Genomic DNA, 17,522 nt, shown 5'->3' with positions numbered 1-17,522 from the left:
GTCTGCACGACCGATGGAGTATGCCCGCTGCAAGGAGAACGGGATGATCACCCGGCGCGAATTTCTACAGGCCTCGCTGGCCGCATCGGCGATCTACGGCGCTTCGGGCCTTGGCAACTGGTCACGGCTGGCCGCCCAACAGGCGTTGACGCAGGACCAGTTGTTGCAGTTCGACGACTTCGGCAATCTGACGCTGATCCACGTGACCGACATCCATGCCCAGCTGAAACCGATCTGGTTCCGCGAACCGGAATGGAACCTTGGCGTGGGCGATGCCAAGGGCCAGCCACCGCATGTGGTAGGCCGCGCCTTTCAGGACATGTTCAATATCGCCCCCGGATCACCCGAGGCCTATGCCCTGACCCATGAAGACTTTTCCGCCCTGGGAAAGACCTATGGCAGGATGGGCGGCATGGACCGCGTTGCCACCGTGGTCAAGGCGATCCGCGCCGCACGCCCCGACAGCCTGCTGCTGGATGGCGGCGATACCTGGCACGGCTCGATGACCAGCTATCTGACCAAGGGTCAGGACATGGTCAACGTGATGAACGCGTTGGGCGTGGATGCCATGACCAGCCATTGGGAATGGACATTTGGCACCGCCCGCGTGCAGGAAATCGTCGAGGCTTTGCCCTTCCCCTTCCTCGGCGCGAATATCTTCGACGCCGAATGGGACGAACCCGCGTTCGAGCCCTACACGATCTTTGACAGGGCCGGCCTGCGCGTGGCCGTCATCGGGCAGGCCTTCCCCTACATGCCCATCGCCAACCCGAACTGGATGTTCCCCGAATATTCCTTCGGCATCCGCGAGGAGCGCATGCAGGAAGTGGTGGACGAGATCCGCGCCGAGGGCGTCGATCTGGTGGTCTGCCTGTCGCACAACGGCTTTGACGTTGACAAGAAGATGGCCTCCCGCGTGCAGGGCATCGACGTGATCCTGACCGGCCACACCCATGACGCCATCCCCGAACCCGTGCTGGTCGGCCAGACCATCCTGATTGCCAGCGGCAGCCACGGCAAATTTGTTTCCCGCATCGATCTGGATGTGCAGGGTGGCCGGATGATGGGCTACCGCCACAAGCTGATCCCGGTTTTTTCAGACGTGATCACCCCCGACGCCGACATGGCCACCTTGATCGACGCCGAACGCGCGCCCTTCAAGGCGCAGCTGGAGGAGAAGATCGGCACCACTGAAAGCCTGCTGTATCGCCGTGGCAACTTTCAGGGCACCTGGGACGATCTCATCTGCAACGCCGTTCGCAGCGAACGCGATGTGCAGATCGCGTTTTCCCCCGGCGTGCGCTGGGGCGCGTCGCTGCTGCCTGGCGATACGATCACCCGAGAAGACATCCACAACGTAACCTCGATGACCTATGGTCAGGTCTATCGCACGGAAATGACGGGCGAGACGATCAAGACAATCCTCGAAGATGTGGCCGACAACATCTTCAACCCCGACCCCTACTATCAGCAGGGTGGCGACATGGTCCGCATCGGCGGCATGGGTTTTGCCTGCGACGTGTCCAAACCCATCGGCAACCGCGTCAGCAACATGGTCCTGCTGGACACGGCCGAGGCGATTGACCCCGCGAAATCCTACACCGTCGGCGGCTGGGCATCGGTCAACGAAGGCACCGAAGGCCCGCAGATCTGGGACGTGGTGGAAGCGCATATCAAGAAGCTGGGCACCGTCCGGCTTGACCCCAACCCCTCGGTCAAAGTGACCGGGATCTGAACAGGAGCGTTCGCCAGATGACCGACGAACCCACACCCTCTCGCCGCGCCTTTCTGGCCGGCACCGCCGCCGCAGGGGCGGGGCTTGTGGCCAGCGCCGCCGCTGCCCAGACCGCTGATCCGCTGATCACCGAGGTGCAGCCCTGGGCTTCGGCCTTCGGCGACCCGGTCGATGCCGCCCCTTACGGGATGCCGATCAGCTTCGAATCCCATGTCGTGCGCCGCAATGTGGAATGGCTGACCGAAAGCCCGGTCTCCTCGATCAACTTTACGCCCATTCACGCACTGGAAGGCACGATCACCCCGCAGGGCTGCGCGTTCGAACGCCACCATTCGGGTGCGATCGAGCTGTCAAAGACCGATTACCGCCTGATGATCAACGGGCTGGTCGACAAGCCTCTGGTCTTCACCTTCGAAGACCTTCTGCGGTTTCCCCGCCACATCACCACCGCCTTTTGCGAATGCGCGGCCAATGGCGGCATGGAATGGGGTGGCGCGCAGCTGGAAGGCTGCCAGTTCACCCAGGGCATGATCCACAACATGGAATACACCGGCGTCATGCTGCGCGATCTGCTGGCCGAAGCGGGGGTGCAGACGGCGGGCAAGTGGGTTTATGTCGAGGGTGCGGATGCGTCGTCCAACGGCCGCTCGATCCCGCTGGAAAAGGCGCTGGACGATGTGATGGTCGCCTTCTTTGCCAATGGCGAGGCGTTGCGCAAGGAACATGGCTACCCCGTCCGGCTGGTCGTGCCCGGCTGGGAAGGCAACATGTGGGTCAAATGGGTCCGCCGGATCGGCGTCTATGATCAGGCCGTGGAAAGCCGCGAGGAAACCTCGAAATACACCGACATGATGCCGGATGGCCGGGCGCGGAAATGGACCTGGGTGATGGATGCGAAATCCGTCATCACCTCGCCCAGCCCGCAAGCCCCGATCCGCCATGGTGCCGGGCCGCTGGTCGTCACCGGTCTGGCATGGTCCGGCAACGGCAGGATCACCCGTGTCGATGTGTCCACCGATGGCGGGGCGACATGGACCCCCGCCCGCATATCGGGCGAGGCGCGGTCCAAGGCGCTGACACGGTTCCACTACGACATGACCTGGGACGGGTCTGAGATGTTCATCCTGTCCCGCGCCATGGATGAAACCGGCTATGTCCAGCCGACCAAACAGGCCCTGCGCGACATTCGCGGGCTGAACAACGTCTACCACAACAACAGCATCCAGACCTGGTGGGTGCGCGCCGACGGAGAGGTCGAGAATGTCGAAATCGCCTGAATTCCCGATCATCCTGCTGGGCGCCAGCGTCTCCACCGTTGCCGTGCTGGCCGTCGTTCTGGCTCTTTCGGCCCCGGATGCGGTCGAGACGCTTGACATGGCGGGCGCGGCCAATGCCGAAACCGCAGCCCCCGCCGCGGCGGTCGAAGCGCCCCCGGAACCCGTGCAGGCAGAGCCTGCCCCCGCAGAATCTGCCGAAGTCCCTGCGCCGGAACCTGAGCCCGCCCCCGTGGCCGAAGCCCCGGCAGCCCCCGCCCCCGCAGCCGAGCCCGCAGCCGAACCTGCCGCCGCGATCCTGGCCGCCGCTGCCCCACTCGGCCTTGGCCGCCCGGCTTTGCCGGACGAAATCGACGCCTGGGATGTGGCCGTCCTGCCAGATGGCACCGGCCTGCCCGAAGGATCGGGCGATGTGGAAACCGGTGATCAGGTCTTTTACGACAACTGCGCGTCGTGCCATGGCGACTTTGCCGAAGGGCTGGACAGCTGGCCCGTTCTGGCCGGTGGCACTGGCACCCTGACCGACCCGCGCCCGGTCAAGACCATCGGCAGCTATTGGCCGCACCTTTCGACCGTTTTCGACTATGTTCACCGGTCGATGCCCTTTGGCGGGGCGCAGACCCTGACGGCGGATGACACCTATGCCATCACGGCCTTCCTTCTCTACTCCAACGGCATCGTCGAAGATGACTTTGTCCTGACGCATGAGAATTTCACCGAAATCACCATGCCCAACGCCGATGGGTTCTACCCCGACGACCGGGCTGCCACCGAATACCCGGCCTTCAGCGCCGAGCCCTGCATGGAAAACTGCCGCTCGGCGGCCCCAGAGGTGACCAAACGCGCAGTCGACATCAACGTGACGCCCGAAGACCCTGACGGCAAACCCGCAGGCACCCTGCCCGTCATCATCGCGCAAACCTCGCCCGTCGCGCCAGTGACGGCAGCCGAAGCCCCCGCCGACACGGCCGAAGCCACCCCGGCAGAACCCGAACCCGCAGCAGAGCCCTCAGGCGCAGCGGATCCGGCCCTGATCGCGGCTGGCGAGGCCGCCTTCAAGAAATGCGCCGCCTGCCACAAAGTTGGCGAAGGCGCGAAAAACACCGTCGGCCCTGCCCTGAACGGCATCGTCAACGCGACGATGGGTCAGGTCGATGGCTTCAAATACTCTGCCCCCATGGCCGAAATGGGGGCCGCCGGGGGGATCTGGGATGACGCTTCGCTGCACGCCTTTCTGGAAAATCCCAAGGGTTTCGTGAAGGGCACACGCATGTCCTTTGCAGGCCTGAAAAAGCCCGAAGAGCGTGACGCCGTGATTGCCTATCTTTCGACCTTCGGCCCTTGACCATGGCCTCGCTCCTGCCCCGTATTGCCGCTGTTCTTTGCCTTTCAGGTGCCCCCCTCTGGGCCGAGGACATCGGCGATGCCGAACGCGGTGCCACGCTGTTCGCCCAGCAATGCAAAGCCTGCCACCAGATCGGCGAAGGTGCCGTGAACCGGGTCGGGCCGCAGTTGAATGGCATTTTTGGCCGCAAGGCGAGCAGTCTTGAAGGCTTCAACTACTCCAGACCCATGGCGCGCATGGGGGCAGACGGTCTTGTCTGGACGCTGGAAACCCTTGACGCCTACATCGAAAATCCCAAGGCGCTGGTGTCGGGCACGCGGATGAACTACCGCGGCATGAAAGACCCGCAGGCCCGCGCCGCGCTGATGGCCTTTCTGCGCGACTGGTCTGACAGGCCACAGGACATCCCGGAGTCCGAACCGACCGCGCTGAAGACCGACCCCGATCTGTCTGCCGCCACCCTGTCCATCCAGGGCGACCCCGAATATGGCGAATACCTCGCGTCGGAGTGCCAGACCTGCCACCAGACCGACGGCTCCGATCAGGGTATTCCGTCGATAACCAGTTGGCCAGCCGAGGATTTTGTCGTCGCCATGCATGCCTACAAACAGAAACTGCGCCCGCATCCCGTGATGCAGATGATGGCCAGCCGTCTGAACGACGAAGAGATTGCCGCACTCGCCGCCTATTTCGCCACGCTTGAAGAATGAAGCGCGGAACAACCGCGCCCGACCAACCCAAGGGGAGGAGAACCCGATGCTGACAAGACGTATATTCCTGGGCACTGGCATGGCCGCCGGCGCCTTTCTGACAGCACCCACCGTCTGGGGGCAGGCCAAGCCCAAAGTTGTCGTCATTGGCGGCGGTGCAGGCGGGGCCACCGCCGCGCGCTATCTGGCCAAGGACAGCGACGGCGCGCTTGAAGTGACGCTGGTCGAGGCCAACCCGATCTACACCACCTGCTTCTTTTCCAACCTTTACCTTGGCGGCTTCTACGACTTCGAAAACCTCCAGCATGGTTATGACAAGCTGGCGGGCGGCGGTGTGACCGTCATCAACGACATGGCGACCGCCGTCGACCGTGCGGCAAGGACCGTCACGCTGGCCGGTGGCACGGTCCTGCCCTATGACCGGCTGGTCCTGTCGCCCGGCATCGACTTCAAGGACGGCTCGGTCCCCGGCTGGTCGGCAGACACCCATGCCGAGATCATGCCACATGCCTACAAGGCTGGGCCGCAGACCCAGCTTCTGAAGGCCCAGATCGAGGCGATGCCCCAGGGTGGCACCTTTGCCATGGTCGCCCCCCCGAACCCCTACCGCTGCCCCCCCGGCCCCTATGAACGCATCAGCATGGTCGCCCATGTGCTGAAGGAAAAGAACCCCACCGCCAAGATCCTGGTGCTGGACCCCAAGGACAAATACTCCAAACAGGCGCTGTTCGAGGAAGGCTGGCAACGGCACTACGGCACCATGGTTGAATGGGTCGGCCCGGATTTCGGCGGCAACGCCGTCGAGGTGCGCCCCGACACGATGGAAGTCGTGATCGACGGCGATGTGACGAAGGTCGATGTCTGCAATGTCATTCCCGGCCAGATGGCGGGCAAGATAGCCGCCATTGCGGGTGTGACGGATGACTCTGGCTGGGCCCCGGTCGATCCGGCCTCGATGAAATCGAAGATGGATGAAAACACCTGGGTTCTGGGCGACAGCTCGGCGCAGGGCGACATGCCGAAATCCGGCTTCTCGGCCAATAGCCAGGCGAAGGTTGCCGCCATGGCGATCCGGGGCGAATTGACGGGCTCCAAGACCTTCCCGGCCAAATACTCCAACACCTGCTGGTCGCTGATCGCGCCCGAGGATGGGGTGAAGGTCGGCGCATCCTATGAACCGACGCCGGAAAAGATTGCCAGTGTCGAAAGCTTCATTTCGGCAACCGGCGAAGATGCCGCCCTGCGCAAGGCCACCTACGAGGAATCGCTGGGCTGGTATGCCGGGATCACCGCCGACATGTTCGGCTGACACCCATCCGGCGGGCGCAGACTACCGCGCCCGCCCCCATTCGGACAGAACTCATGCTGACCCGCCGCCACCTGCTGACCGCCTCTGCCGCCGCCCTTGCCGCCCCGATGGCGCCGCGCCGCCTGTGGGCCGCCAGCACGCTGACCCTTGGATCTACGCAGATCGACACGCTGTCGGATGGCAATCTTGTCCTGCCCGGTGACTTCATCCTTGGCGGGATGCCGCAAGAGGAAGTGCAGGCCATCGCCGCCCGCTACGGCCTGCCCACCGATCAGCTGACCCCGCCCTGCAACGTCACGCTTTTGCGCGATGGCACCAATACCGTGTTGTTCGACGTCGGCGCGGGTCCGGATTTTCAACCCTCGGCCGGCAAACTGGCCGAGGCGCTGGAGGCCATTGGCCTGACCCCCGATGACATCACCCATGTCCTGTTCACCCATGGCCACCCCGATCACCTCTGGGGCCTGCTGGATGACTTTGACGAACCCGTCTTTCCCAACGCTGCCTACATGATCGGCCAGACCGAGTTCGACTACTGGACCAATCCTGACACCGTCAGCAGCATTGGCGAGGCGCGGGCGACCTTTGCCGTTGGTGCCGCGCGCCGCTTGGCGCTGATCGGCGACAGAATCCGCCTTCTGGTCGATGGTGACGAACCCCTGCCGGGCATCGCCGCCCGTCTGACCCCCGGCCATACTCCCGGCCACATGGCATTCGACATCGCGGGGCCGAGCCCGGCCACGGTGCTGGGCGATTGCATCGCCAACCATCACGTCGCGTTCGAGCGCCCCGAATGGGCCTCCGGCTCGGATCAGGACGCCGCGACTGCGGCGGCCACGCGTGTCGCCCTTCTCGACAGGCTGGTCAGCGATGGCCACGCGATCATCGGCTACCACCTGCCGGGGGGCGGCATCGGCAGGGTGGAGCGGGCCGAAACCGGATACCGTTTTGTGGAAGCTGTCTGAGAACCCCATCTGAAAGGTTGCACCATGCACAGACTGAAACTCTCGCTTCTGGCACTGATCCTCGGCGCCCCCGCCGCGCTGGCACAGGATGCAACCACCTATCCTTTCGAAGGCAGCTTCGACGATGCGGCCTTTGCCGTCGAATCCGCCATCATCGGCAAGGGGCTGGTCATCGACTACCGCAGCCATGTGGGCGACATGCTGAACCGCACCGGCGCGGACGTCGGCAGCGCCGTGACCGTCTTTGACAGTGCAGATGTGTTCCTGTTCTGCTCGGCTGTCCTGTCGCGCAAGGTGATGGAGGCTGACCCGCTCAACATCGCGCATTGCCCTTACGGCATCTTCATCACCGACCAGAATGGCCAGGTCGCCATCGGGTTCCGCCACTTGCCCGAAGGCCCGATGCAAGAGGTGCAGGCCCTTCTTGACGACATCGCGCGCGAGGCGGTTGGCGAGTGACGGCAAGGGCCATCAGCCCCTGACCTTGCCCAGCACCTGATCAAAGGCCATGTCGGTCAATCGTTCCAGAAGTAAGCCGAGGTCACGGCCATCGGCGCGAATGCCATTTGCAGCTGCCTGAAGGTCAGCACCCAGCACCGGGAACAGCCCGGCCACGGCTGGCTTTGCACCGGTTCGTTCCGGTCTTCTGAACGCGAAACTCGCCATCGAAGAGTCGGCCAAACAGGCCACCGCAAGGCGATGGTGCAGGCATTGCGCATGGAGGCTGCGCAAACTGCCCGGTTGCTTCTGCAAATTCCCCTAAAAATCAGTGCTCTGCATCTGCCACCTTGGCAGAATGGCGCCGCGCCGGGCCACAATACCGGGCTGATCACTTCTGCGTTTACATATAGTATTACTTTTGTTAGCGTTCTCTGCATCGCCTCTGCCGGGAGGGCACGCGATGTTCCAGGGAGGAAACATGTCAATTCTTCATAAAACTGCCCTCGCAGGGGGGCTGGCCGTCCTGTTGTGCTCATCCGCTTTGGCGCAGGGGCTCAGCGGCAAGGTCGTGGGCTTTTCGCAGATCGGGTCTGAATCCGGCTGGCGTGCGGCCGAAACTTCGGTGACGAAGGCCGAGGCCGAACGGCTGGGCATCGACCTGAAATTCGCCGATGCGCAGCAGAAACAGGAAAACCAGATCAAGGCGATCCGTGGCTTCATCGCCCAGGGTGTCGATGCCATTCTGGTGGCCCCGGTTGTTGCAACCGGCTGGGAAGAGGTGCTGACCGAAGCCAAGGAAGCCAGCATTCCCGTGGTGCTGCTGGACCGTGGCATCGAAGCGCCGGAAGATCTGTATCTGACTTCGGTTGCGTCGGATCAGGTCAAGGAAGGCCGCGTTGCGGGCGAATGGCTGGTCGGCGCGGTCGGCGACAAGGAATGCAAGGTTGTTGAATTGCAGGGCACCGTGGGCTCATCCCCCGCGATCAACCGCAAACAGGGCTTTGAAGAAGGCATCGCGGGTGCGGCCAATGTGTCGATCATCCGCAGCCAGACCGGCGATTTCACCCGGTCGAAGGGCAAGGAAGTGATGGAAGGCTTCATCAAGGCCGAAGGCGGCGGCGCGGGCATCTGCGCGGTCTACTCCCATAACGACGACATGGCCGTGGGCGCCATTCAGGCGATCAAGGATGCGGGCCTGAAGCCGGGCACCGACATTCTGGTGGTGTCGATCGACGCCGTGCCCGATATCTTTGCCGCCATGGTGGCAGGCGAGGCGAATGCCACGGTGGAACTGACCCCGAACATGGCCGGCCCCGCCTTTGCAGCACTGGATGCCTATCTGAACGGTGGCACCGTGCCGGAAAAATTCATCATCACGGAATCAAAGCTGTATACTCCGGCTGATGATCCGCAGGGTGAATATGACCGCCGCAAGGGTCTGGGCTACTGACACAAGGCGCGCGGCGCGGGGTTCGGCCCCGCGCCCACCACCGGAGGGGGGATGACATGGCACAGGCTCAGGGGGCGCAGGCGGCTGCCCCGCCGCTGTTGCAGGCGCGGCAGATCGGCAAGATCTTTGGCCAGCACCATGCCCTGGATGGCGTGGATTTCGAGGCCCGCGCGGGCGAAGTGCATGCCCTGCTGGGCGAGAATGGCGCCGGAAAATCCACACTCATCAAGATACTGACCGGCGCGTTGCAGCCCGACGCGGGTGAGGTGCTGGTCGAAGGCCAGCCCGTGCATCTGCGCGACCCCCAGCAGGCGCAGGGCCTAGGCATCGGCACGGTCTATCAGGAGGTGAACCTGCTGACAAACCGCTCGGTCGCGGAAAACCTGTTTCTTGGCCGCCAGCCGACCCGCTTCGGCCTGGTGCGCAAAGGCGTGATCGAGCGGCAGGCGCGGCAGATACTGGCGGCCTATGGGCTGGAAATCGACGTGCGGGCAGAGCTTGGCAGCTATTCGGTGGCGATCCAGCAAATTGTGGCCATCGCGCGGGCGGTGGAACTGTCGGGCAAGGTGCTGGTGCTGGACGAACCCACCGCCAGCCTTGACCGGGTAGAGGTGGACAAGCTGTTTGATGTGGTGCGGGCGCTGAAGGCGCGGGGCCTTGCCATCGTGTTCATCACGCATTTTCTGGATCAGGTCTTTGCATTGGCCGACCGGGTGACAGTGCTGCGCAACGGGCGGCTGGTAGGCACGAAAACGCTGGCGGGCCTGTCGCAGACCGAGGTGGTGCGCATGATGCTGGGCAAGGATCTGAGCTTTGCCCATGCCATCGGCGGCGGCCCGGATGCGGAAACGGGGCCCGCGGTGGTGACATTCGACGGCATCGGGCGCGCGGGCAAGGTGCACCCCTTTACCCTGACGCTGCATGAAGGCGAGGTGGTGGGCGTGGCCGGGCTGCTTGGGTCGGGCCGCACCGAAATGGCGCGGCTGATGTTCGGCGTCGATCTGGCCGACAGCGGCATGGTGCGCATGGGCGGGCGGGTGTTCGCGCTGCGCAGCCCGGCGCAGGCCGTGGCGGCAGGTTTCGGCTTTTGCCCCGAGGATCGCAAGCTGGACGGCATCTTTGCCGATCTGTCGGTGCGCGAGAACATCATCATCGCCTTGCAGGCCCGTTTGGGCTGGTTCCGCATGCTGACGACCGAGGAACAGGTGGATATCGCGGGCCGCTTTGCCGATGCGCTGGATATACGTGCGGCGCATCACGACATGGCGGTGAAACTGCTGTCGGGCGGCAACCAGCAAAAGGTGATTCTGGCGCGCTGGCTGGCCACCGATCCGCGCGTGCTGATCCTGGACGAGCCCACGCGCGGCATCGACGTGGGCGCCCATGCCGAGATTGTGCGCACCATCAACCGGCTGCGCGAGGATGGTCTGGCGCTGCTGGTGATTTCATCGGAGCTCGACGAGGTGGTGGCCTATTCCAACCGCATCGTGGTGATGCGCGAGCGGCAGATGGTGGCCGAGTTGCGCGGTGAACAGATCGACCCTGCGACAATCGTGCAGGCCATCGCCGGACAAGCGGCACCCGACCAGACGCCAGAGGAGACGCCATGACCCGCCTTTCCGGCATTTTCCTGCGCCCTCAGGTTGCGGCGCTGGTTGCCGTGCTGCTGATGAACTGGTTGCTGTTCCCCGATTTCTTTGACCTGACATGGCGCGACGGCCGCCTGTTCGGCAGTCTGATCGACGTGCTGAACCGGGGCGCGCCCGTCGCCATCCTCGCCATCGGCATGACGGCGGTGATTGCGACCAAGGGCGTTGACCTGTCGGTCGGCGCGGTGATGGCCATTGCCGCGGCGGTGGCGGCAACGCTGGTGGTTGGCGGGCAGCCCGCGATTGTCGCGGTGACGGCGGCGTTGGCGGCCGGGCTTTTGTGCGGGCTGTGGAACGGCGTGCTGGTCACATATCTGGACATGCAGCCCATCGTGGCCACGCTGGTCTTGATGGTGGCAGGGCGGGGGCTGGCGCAATTGATAACCGAAGGGTCGATCGTCACCTTTTCCGACCCGGTGCTGATCTACATCGGCACGGGGGCCTTCCTGGGGCTGCCGATGCCCGTGGTGATCGCGCTGGCGCTGCTGCTGTTGACCACGCTGCTGGTGCGCCGCACCGCGCTGGGGCTGATGATCGAGGCGGTGGGCGTGAACAAGGGTGCCGCCCGGCTGGTGGGCATTCCGGCGCGGCTATTGCTGATCGGGGCCTATGCTTTTGCGGGCTTCTGCGCGGCCATCGCGGGCATCATCGTGGCGGGCGATATCCGGGGCGCCGATGCCAACAACGCGGGCCTGTGGCTGGAGCTTGATGCCATTCTGGCCGTGGTGATCGGCGGCACGTCATTGCTGGGCGGGCGGTTTTCCATCCCGCTGTCGGTGCTGGGCGCGGTGATCATCCAGGCGATGAACACCGGCATCCTGATTTCCGGCCTGCCGCCCGAGTTCAACCTGATGGTCAAGGCGGGCATCATCATCCTGATCCTGATCCTGCAATCGCCGTTGGCCGCCGAGGCTTTTGCCCGCCGGATGCCGAAACGCAAGACAGCCCCCCGCGAAAGGACGATGCCATGAACCGCTCGCTTCGCCCCCTGCTGGCCACGACGATCATATTCGTGCTGGCCTATGCGCTGGCCGTGTCGCAATACCCCGGGCTGCTTTCCACCCGTGTTCTGGGCAACTTTCTGACCGACAACGCCTTTCTGGGCATCGCGGCGGTGGGCATGACCTTCGTGATCCTTGCAGGCGGCATTGACCTGTCGGTGGGCGCGGTGATCGGATTCACCACCGTGCTGATTGCGGTGCTGGTGATGTGGGCGGGTCTGCACCCGCTGGCGGCCTTTGCCGTGGCGCTGGTGGTGGCGGCGGCATTCGGGGCCACGATGGGCGCCGCGATTGCCTATCTGCAGGTGCCTGCCTTTATCGTGACGCTGGCGGGGATGTTTCTGGCGCGGGGCGCGGCCTCGGTCATCTCGCCCGATTCCATCGGCATCAAGCATGATTTCTACACCGCCGTGTCGCAGACCTATCTTCTGCTGCCGGGTGGCGGGCGGATCACGGTGATTGGCGGGCTGATGGTGGCGGTGTTCGTGCTGGGGGCTTTGCTGGCGCACCGCACGCGGTTTGGCTCGGCGGTCTATGCGCTGGGGGGCAACCCCACGTCGGCGGCGCTGATGGGCGTGCCGGTGCCGCGCACCACGATCCTGATCTATACGCTGTCTTCCACGCTGGCGGGGCTGGCCGGGGCGGTATTCTCGCTTTACACCAAGGCGGGCTATTCGCTGTCGGCCGTGGGGGTGGAGCTGGACGCGATTGCGGCCGTGGTGATCGGTGGCACGCTGCTGACCGGCGGTTACGGTTTCATTGCCGGCACCTTCATCGGGGTCTTGTTGCAGGGGCTGGTGCAGACGTATATCGTCTTTGACGGCTCACTTTCGAGCTGGTGGACAAAGATCGTCATCGGCGGGCTGCTGTTCATGTTCATCCTCTTGCAGCGCCTGATCTTCTCGGCGTCGGCACCGTCACGGAAGGCCCTCTGGAAAGCGTGAGATGAGTGAACCCGGCAGCCTGATCCGCACGCTCGCAGGCAGGCAGGCGGCCCGGAACTTTCATTCCTTCGTCATCGGCGAAATCGGGCTGGGCATCGTGTCGGGCCGGATGAAGGTGGGCACCATCCTGCCCAATGACGCCGAGATGATCGACGCTTACGGCGTGTCGCGCACCGTGCTGCGCGAGGCCTTGAAAACGCTGGAGGCCAAGGGTCTGGTCGAGGCGCGCCCCAAGGTGGGCACCCGCGTGCTGCCGCGCAGCCGCTGGAACCTGTTTGACCGCCAGGTGCTGGCCTGGATGAACGATGCCGGGCCCGAACCCGCCTTTCTGCACGCATTTTTCGATGTGCGCCGCACGCTGGAACTGCAAACCGCCGAACTGGCCGCAAGGCACCGCACCGCCGACCAGTTGCGCCAGTTGTTCTACTGGCTGGGCCAGCGCCAAACGGTCGCCACCATGCCCGAACCCTTTGCGCAGGCGGAATTCGAACTGCACCGCACATTGGGCGAGGCCAGTGCCAACCCCTTGTTGCGCGCGGCCAATGCCCTGTGCGAATTTGCCGTTGTGCGCGCGCTGGTGCCAAGGCTGGCGCGGGGCGACACCGAATTCGCGGCGGAAAAGCAGGCAGCCTACGCCACACTTCTGGGCGCGGTGGAGCGTCAGGCCCCACCCGCCGCCGCCGCCGCCATGGCCGAGATTCTGGCCATTGACGAAGCCTGCGCGCTGGGGCCATGACCGGCCCCGCCGCACTCCTCCCCCGACCCACAAGAAGGACCACCACCATGACATTCACCCCCCATGGCAAGCACCTGATCGCGGGTGACTGGGTTTCCGGCCCGGGCACCTTTACCTCATCCCCCGCACATGGCGCGGCGCATGACTTTGCCGTGGGATCGCCCGCGCTGGTGGATGACGCCTGCCGTGCGGCCGAGGCCTGTGCCGTCGCCTATGCCGCCACAACCCGCACCGAACGCGCCGCCTTCCTGAACGCCATCGCCGACGAGATCGAGGCGCGCGCAGCCGCCATCACCCAGATCGGCACCGAAGAAACCGGCCTGCCCGAGGCGCGGCTGAACGGCGAACGCGGGCGCACCACCGGCCAGTTGCGGCAGTTTGCGGCGCATATCCTGGCGGGCGATTACCTTGACCGGCGTTTCGACGCCGCCCTGCCCGACCGCGAGCCCGCCCCGCGCCCTGAATTGCGCATGATGCAGCGGCCCATCGGCCCGGTGGCGGTGTTTGGCGCGTCAAACTTTCCGCTGGCCTTTTCCACGGCGGGCGGTGACACGGCGGCGGCGCTGGCGGCGGGCTGCCCTGTGGTGGTCAAGGGCCATTCCGCCCATCCCGGCACGGGCGAGATCGTGGCCGAGGCGGTGCATGCCGCGCGGATCGCCTGCAACATGCCTGCGGGCGTGTTCAGCCTGATTCAGGGCGGCGACCGCAGCGTGGGCGAGGCTGTGGTGACACATCCGGCGATCAAGGCGGTGGGCTTTACCGGGTCACTGGGTGGCGGGCGGGCATTGTTCAACCTGTGCGCCGCGCGTCCCGAACCCATTCCGTTCTTTGGCGAACTGGGCTCGGTGAACCCGATGTTCCTGCTGCCCGAGGCGATGGCCGCGCGCGGTGCGCAGATCGCGGCGGGCTGGGCCGCCTCGCTGACCATGGGGGCGGGCCAGTTCTGCACCAACCCCGGCATTGCGGTGGTGATCGCTGGCCCCGACGCCGAAACTTTTGCAACTGCGGCCACGGCGGCGCTGCAACCCGTGGCACCCCAGACCATGCTGACCGACGGCATCGCCGCCGCCTACCGTCAGGGCAGCGAACGCATCGCGGGCACGTCTGGCGTGCAGGCGCTGGTGGCGACACCCTGCGACCAGCGTCGCGCGGCACCCTATCTGTTCCGCACCACGGGCGCGGAATGGCTGGCCAATCACGCCCTGGGCGAAGAGGTGTTCGGCCCGCTTGGCCTGATCGTGACCGTAACCGACGCGGATGAGATGCTGGCGCTTGCCGCACATCTGGAGGGGCAGCTGACCTGCACCCTGCATCTGGATGCGGGCGATACGGCGCATGGCCGCCGCCTGTTGCCGGTGCTGGAACGCAAGGCCGGGCGGGTGCTGGCCAATGGTTTCCCCACCGGGGTCGAGGTGGCCGACAGCATGGTGCATGGCGGGCCTTACCCCGCATCAACCAATTTTGGCGCAACCTCGGTCGGCACCCTGTCGATCCGCCGCTTCCTGCGGCCGGTCTGCTATCAGAACCTGCCCGAGGCGCTGCTGCCCGACGACCTGCGCGAACAGGCCTGACCAAGGCGTGCGGGGCCGGGTGTTCGCACACTCCGGCCCCGCACGATCTGACGCGGCGAACCACGATTTCCCAAAAAAATCATCCCGTTCGTCCAGATGCGGCGCGAACGGGCTGATTGTCTGTCATAGATGCAGGATGCACCAACGAACCGGCGCAGGCCTATCCCAGCGCGTAACCCGCACCGCGCACGGTGCGCAGCGGGTCGTCGCCGCCGAACTGGCAAAGCGCCTTGCGCAGCCGCCCGATATGCACATCGACCGTGCGGGTATCCACATAGATGTCGCGGCCCCAGACGCGGTCAAGCAACTGTTCGCGGCTCCACACCCGGCCCGGTTTTTCCATGAAAGTGGTCAGCAGGCGAAATTCGGTCGGCCCCAGTTTCAGCACCTTGTCGGCGCGAAACACCTTGTGGCTTTCCGGGTCCAGCCGGATATCCACATATTCCAGCACCAGACCCACAGACGAGGGCCGCGTGCGCCGCAACTGCGCCCTGACCCGGGCCATCAGTTCGACCACCGAATAGGGCTTTATCACATAGTCATCGGCGCCGGTTTCCAGCCCGCGCACCCGGTCCACTTCCTCGGACCGGGCCGACAGCATGATGATCGGCACGCCCCGGGTTTCGGGGCGCGTTTTCAATTGGCGGCAGACCTCGATGCCCGATACGTTGGGCAGCATCCAGTCAAGCACGATGACGTCCGGCGAAACTTCATCGACCAGCAGCAGCGCCTCTTCGCCATTCGCGGCCTGTGACACGCGAAAACCTTCGGCTTCAAGGTTGTAGGACAGAACCTCACGTTGCGCGGGCTCATCCTCGACCAGCAGGACGACAGGCTGTTCCGCCGCTGCCATCACTTGCCACCCTCAATGCGGATCGACGAGGTGATGTCGCCCTTCACACGCGCCTCTTCGGGCAGGGCCCCCGTCACCAGATAGATCACCTGTTCGGCCACGCCGGTCGCATGGTCGCCCACACGCTCGATGTTCTTGGCGATGAAATGCAGATGCATGCAGGCGGTGATATTGCGCGGGTCTTCCATCATATGTGTCAGGAATTCGCGGAACAATGCGTTATACATCTGGTCGATTTCACGGTCGCGCTCGCGCACTTCGGCGGCCAGCACGGCGTCACGCTGGATATAGGCGTCCAGCGCATCCTTCAGCAGCAGTTCCACCGCCTTGGCCATCCGGCGGATCGACCCTGCCGAGCCGCCGATGGGCTGCATCTGCGCCAGCACGGTCGAACGCTTTGCCAGGTTCTTGGCATAATCACCGCAGCGTTCCAGGCTGGCCGCGATCTTCATCACGGTCAGCACGGTGCGCAGGTCGCTGGCCGTGGGCGCGCGCAGCGCGATCACGCGGGCACACTCGGTGTTGATCTGCTCTTCCAGCGCATCAATCGCCGCATCGGCCTTGCGCACCTTGTCGGCCAGTTCCTCATCCCGGCTTTCCAGCGCCAGCGACGAGTCAAGGATGGCGGCTTCGACAAGCCCGCCCATCTTCATGATCATGGCCTGAATGGCCTCCAGATCCCGGTCAAAGACCGAGGCGATGTGGGGTTCTTGGTTCATGATGCCTCCCGTCAGCCGATCCGGCCGGAAATGTAGGATTCAGTGCGCGGGTCTTGCGGGTTGGTGAAGATCTGGCCGGTTTCGCCGTATTCCACCAGATGCCCCAGATGGAAGAAGGCGGTTTTCTGGCTAACGCGGGCGGCCTGCTGCATGGAATGTGTGACAATCACCACCGAGAACTGGCTGCGCAATTCGTCGATCAGCTCTTCGACCTGGCTGGTGGCGATGGGGTCCAGCGCCGAGCAGGGTTCGTCCATCAGAAGCACTTCGGGGCTGGTGGCAATCGCGCGGGCGATGCACAGCCGCTGCTGCTGGCCACCCGAAAGGCCGGTGCCGGGGGCGCTGAGGCGGTCTTTCACCTCGTTCCAGATCGCGGCCTTTTTCAGCGACGATTCCACGATCTCGTCCAGTTCCGCCTTGTTGCGGGTCAGGCCGTGGATTTTCGGGCCGTAAGCCACGTTGTCATAGATCGACTTCGGGAACGGGTTCGGCTTCTGGAACACCATGCCGACCTTGGCGCGCAATTGCACCGGGTCAACGCGGGCATCATAGATATCCTCGCCTTCCAGCTTGATCTCGCCCGAGACCTTGCAGACCGCGATCGTATCGTTCATCCGGTTCAGACACCGCAGGAACGTGGACTTGCCGCAACCCGACGGGCCGATAAAGGCCGTCACGGTCTTGTCGAGGATGTCAACGTTCAGGTCTTTGATCGCATGCGATGTGCCGTAATGCACCTGCACGCCCCGGGCCGTGATCTTGGTGTTCTGAGTATCCACGGTCCTCTCCACTATTCTCATGTCGTTCATGGCTTGGCCTT

17 protein-coding genes are annotated in these 17,522 nt (G+C 64.5%); 13 read left to right on the top strand and 4 right to left on the bottom strand.

The window, feature by feature from the left end; translation table 11 throughout:
- Positions 1-43 precede the first annotated feature (43 nt).
- Genes soxB through GEU84_RS15155 form a run of 7 tightly spaced genes read left to right on the top strand, consistent with a single transcriptional unit; the run spans position 44 to position 7,797 of the window.
- Entirely contained in the window at positions 44-1,735 is a 1,692-nt protein-coding gene (soxB, locus tag GEU84_RS15185) for a thiosulfohydrolase SoxB (RefSeq protein ID WP_152827612.1), read from the top strand.
- A gap of 17 nt (positions 1,736-1,752) precedes the next feature.
- Positions 1,753-3,012: a sulfite dehydrogenase gene (gene soxC, locus GEU84_RS15180; protein ID WP_152827614.1), complete on the top strand. Its 1,260-nt coding sequence runs from the start codon at positions 1,753-1,755 to the stop codon at positions 3,010-3,012.
- Positions 2,996-4,354, top strand: a complete 1,359-nt coding sequence (locus tag GEU84_RS15175) for a c-type cytochrome (protein ID WP_241427718.1) — start codon at positions 2,996-2,998, stop codon at positions 4,352-4,354. Before soxC ends, GEU84_RS15175 begins: the two co-directional genes overlap by 17 nt.
- Before the next feature lie 2 nt (positions 4,355-4,356).
- On the top strand, positions 4,357-5,064 hold the full coding sequence (locus GEU84_RS15170; RefSeq protein WP_152827616.1) for a c-type cytochrome: 708 nt from the start codon (positions 4,357-4,359) through the stop codon (positions 5,062-5,064).
- Between the two features lie 46 nt (positions 5,065-5,110).
- Positions 5,111-6,373 (top strand): NAD(P)/FAD-dependent oxidoreductase, encoded by a 1,263-nt coding sequence (locus tag GEU84_RS15165; protein ID WP_152827618.1) that lies wholly within the window; start codon positions 5,111-5,113, stop codon positions 6,371-6,373.
- Between the two features lie 53 nt (positions 6,374-6,426).
- Positions 6,427-7,338: an MBL fold metallo-hydrolase gene (locus tag GEU84_RS15160; protein WP_152827620.1), complete on the top strand. Its 912-nt coding sequence runs from the start codon at positions 6,427-6,429 to the stop codon at positions 7,336-7,338.
- Between the two features lie 24 nt (positions 7,339-7,362).
- Positions 7,363-7,797 carry a DUF302 domain-containing protein gene (locus tag GEU84_RS15155; RefSeq protein WP_152827622.1) on the top strand — a complete coding sequence of 145 codons (435 nt, stop codon included), beginning with the start codon at positions 7,363-7,365 and terminating at the stop codon, positions 7,795-7,797.
- Positions 7,798-7,809: 12 nt separating this feature from the next.
- Here the strand turns inward: GEU84_RS15155 and GEU84_RS15150 are convergent, their stop codons facing one another.
- Entirely contained in the window at positions 7,810-8,070 is a 261-nt protein-coding gene (locus GEU84_RS15150; RefSeq protein ID WP_152827624.1) for a hypothetical protein, read from the bottom strand.
- A gap of 187 nt (positions 8,071-8,257) precedes the next feature.
- Here GEU84_RS15150 and ytfQ point away from each other — a divergent pair, with 187 nt between their 5' ends.
- Genes ytfQ through GEU84_RS15120 form a run of 6 tightly spaced genes read left to right on the top strand, consistent with a single transcriptional unit; the run spans position 8,258 to position 15,130 of the window.
- Positions 8,258-9,229 carry a galactofuranose ABC transporter, galactofuranose-binding protein YtfQ gene (ytfQ, locus tag GEU84_RS15145; protein ID WP_152827626.1) on the top strand — a complete coding sequence of 324 codons (972 nt, stop codon included), beginning with the start codon at positions 8,258-8,260 and terminating at the stop codon, positions 9,227-9,229.
- A 56-nt stretch (positions 9,230-9,285) separates the two neighbouring features.
- A complete protein-coding gene (locus GEU84_RS15140) occupies positions 9,286-10,839 on the top strand; it encodes a sugar ABC transporter ATP-binding protein (RefSeq protein WP_152827628.1) in 1,554 nt (517 codons plus the stop codon).
- Positions 10,836-11,849: an ABC transporter permease gene (locus GEU84_RS15135; protein ID WP_152827630.1), complete on the top strand. Its 1,014-nt coding sequence runs from the start codon at positions 10,836-10,838 to the stop codon at positions 11,847-11,849. The genes GEU84_RS15140 and GEU84_RS15135 overlap by 4 nt, the downstream gene beginning before the upstream one ends.
- The gene (gene yjfF / locus GEU84_RS15130; RefSeq protein ID WP_152827632.1) at positions 11,846-12,823 is read left to right on the top strand and encodes a galactofuranose ABC transporter, permease protein YjfF; all 978 of its coding nucleotides are present in this window, start codon (positions 11,846-11,848) and stop codon (positions 12,821-12,823) included. Before GEU84_RS15135 ends, yjfF begins: the two co-directional genes overlap by 4 nt.
- A 1-nt stretch (position 12,824) precedes the next feature.
- Entirely contained in the window at positions 12,825-13,559 is a 735-nt protein-coding gene (locus GEU84_RS15125; RefSeq protein WP_152827634.1) for a FadR/GntR family transcriptional regulator, read from the top strand.
- Positions 13,560-13,606: 47 nt separating this feature from the next.
- Complete coding sequence (locus GEU84_RS15120) at positions 13,607-15,130, top strand: aldehyde dehydrogenase (NADP(+)) (protein ID WP_152827636.1); 1,524 nt, start codon at positions 13,607-13,609, stop codon at positions 15,128-15,130.
- A gap of 160 nt (positions 15,131-15,290) precedes the next feature.
- Here the strand turns inward: GEU84_RS15120 and phoB are convergent, their stop codons facing one another.
- The 3 genes from phoB to pstB are packed head-to-tail and all read right to left on the bottom strand — an operon-like array spanning position 15,291 to position 17,511.
- Positions 15,291-15,983: a phosphate regulon transcriptional regulator PhoB gene (gene phoB / locus GEU84_RS15115; RefSeq protein WP_152827638.1), complete on the bottom strand. Its 693-nt coding sequence runs from the start codon at positions 15,981-15,983 to the stop codon at positions 15,291-15,293.
- Positions 15,983-16,702, bottom strand: a complete 720-nt coding sequence (gene phoU, locus GEU84_RS15110; RefSeq protein ID WP_152827640.1) for a phosphate signaling complex protein PhoU — start codon at positions 16,700-16,702, stop codon at positions 15,983-15,985. The genes phoB and phoU overlap by 1 nt, the downstream gene beginning before the upstream one ends.
- An 11-nt stretch (positions 16,703-16,713) precedes the next feature.
- The gene (gene pstB / locus GEU84_RS15105; RefSeq protein ID WP_152827642.1) at positions 16,714-17,511 is read right to left on the bottom strand and encodes a phosphate ABC transporter ATP-binding protein PstB; all 798 of its coding nucleotides are present in this window, start codon (positions 17,509-17,511) and stop codon (positions 16,714-16,716) included.
- Between the last annotated feature and the right edge of the window lie 11 nt (positions 17,512-17,522).

The organism is Fertoeibacter niger, from assembly GCF_009380135.2.
Taxonomy (GTDB): Bacteria; Pseudomonadota; Alphaproteobacteria; order Rhodobacterales; family Rhodobacteraceae; genus Fertoeibacter; species Fertoeibacter niger.
This window is presented reverse-complemented; position numbering and strand designations above follow the sequence as displayed.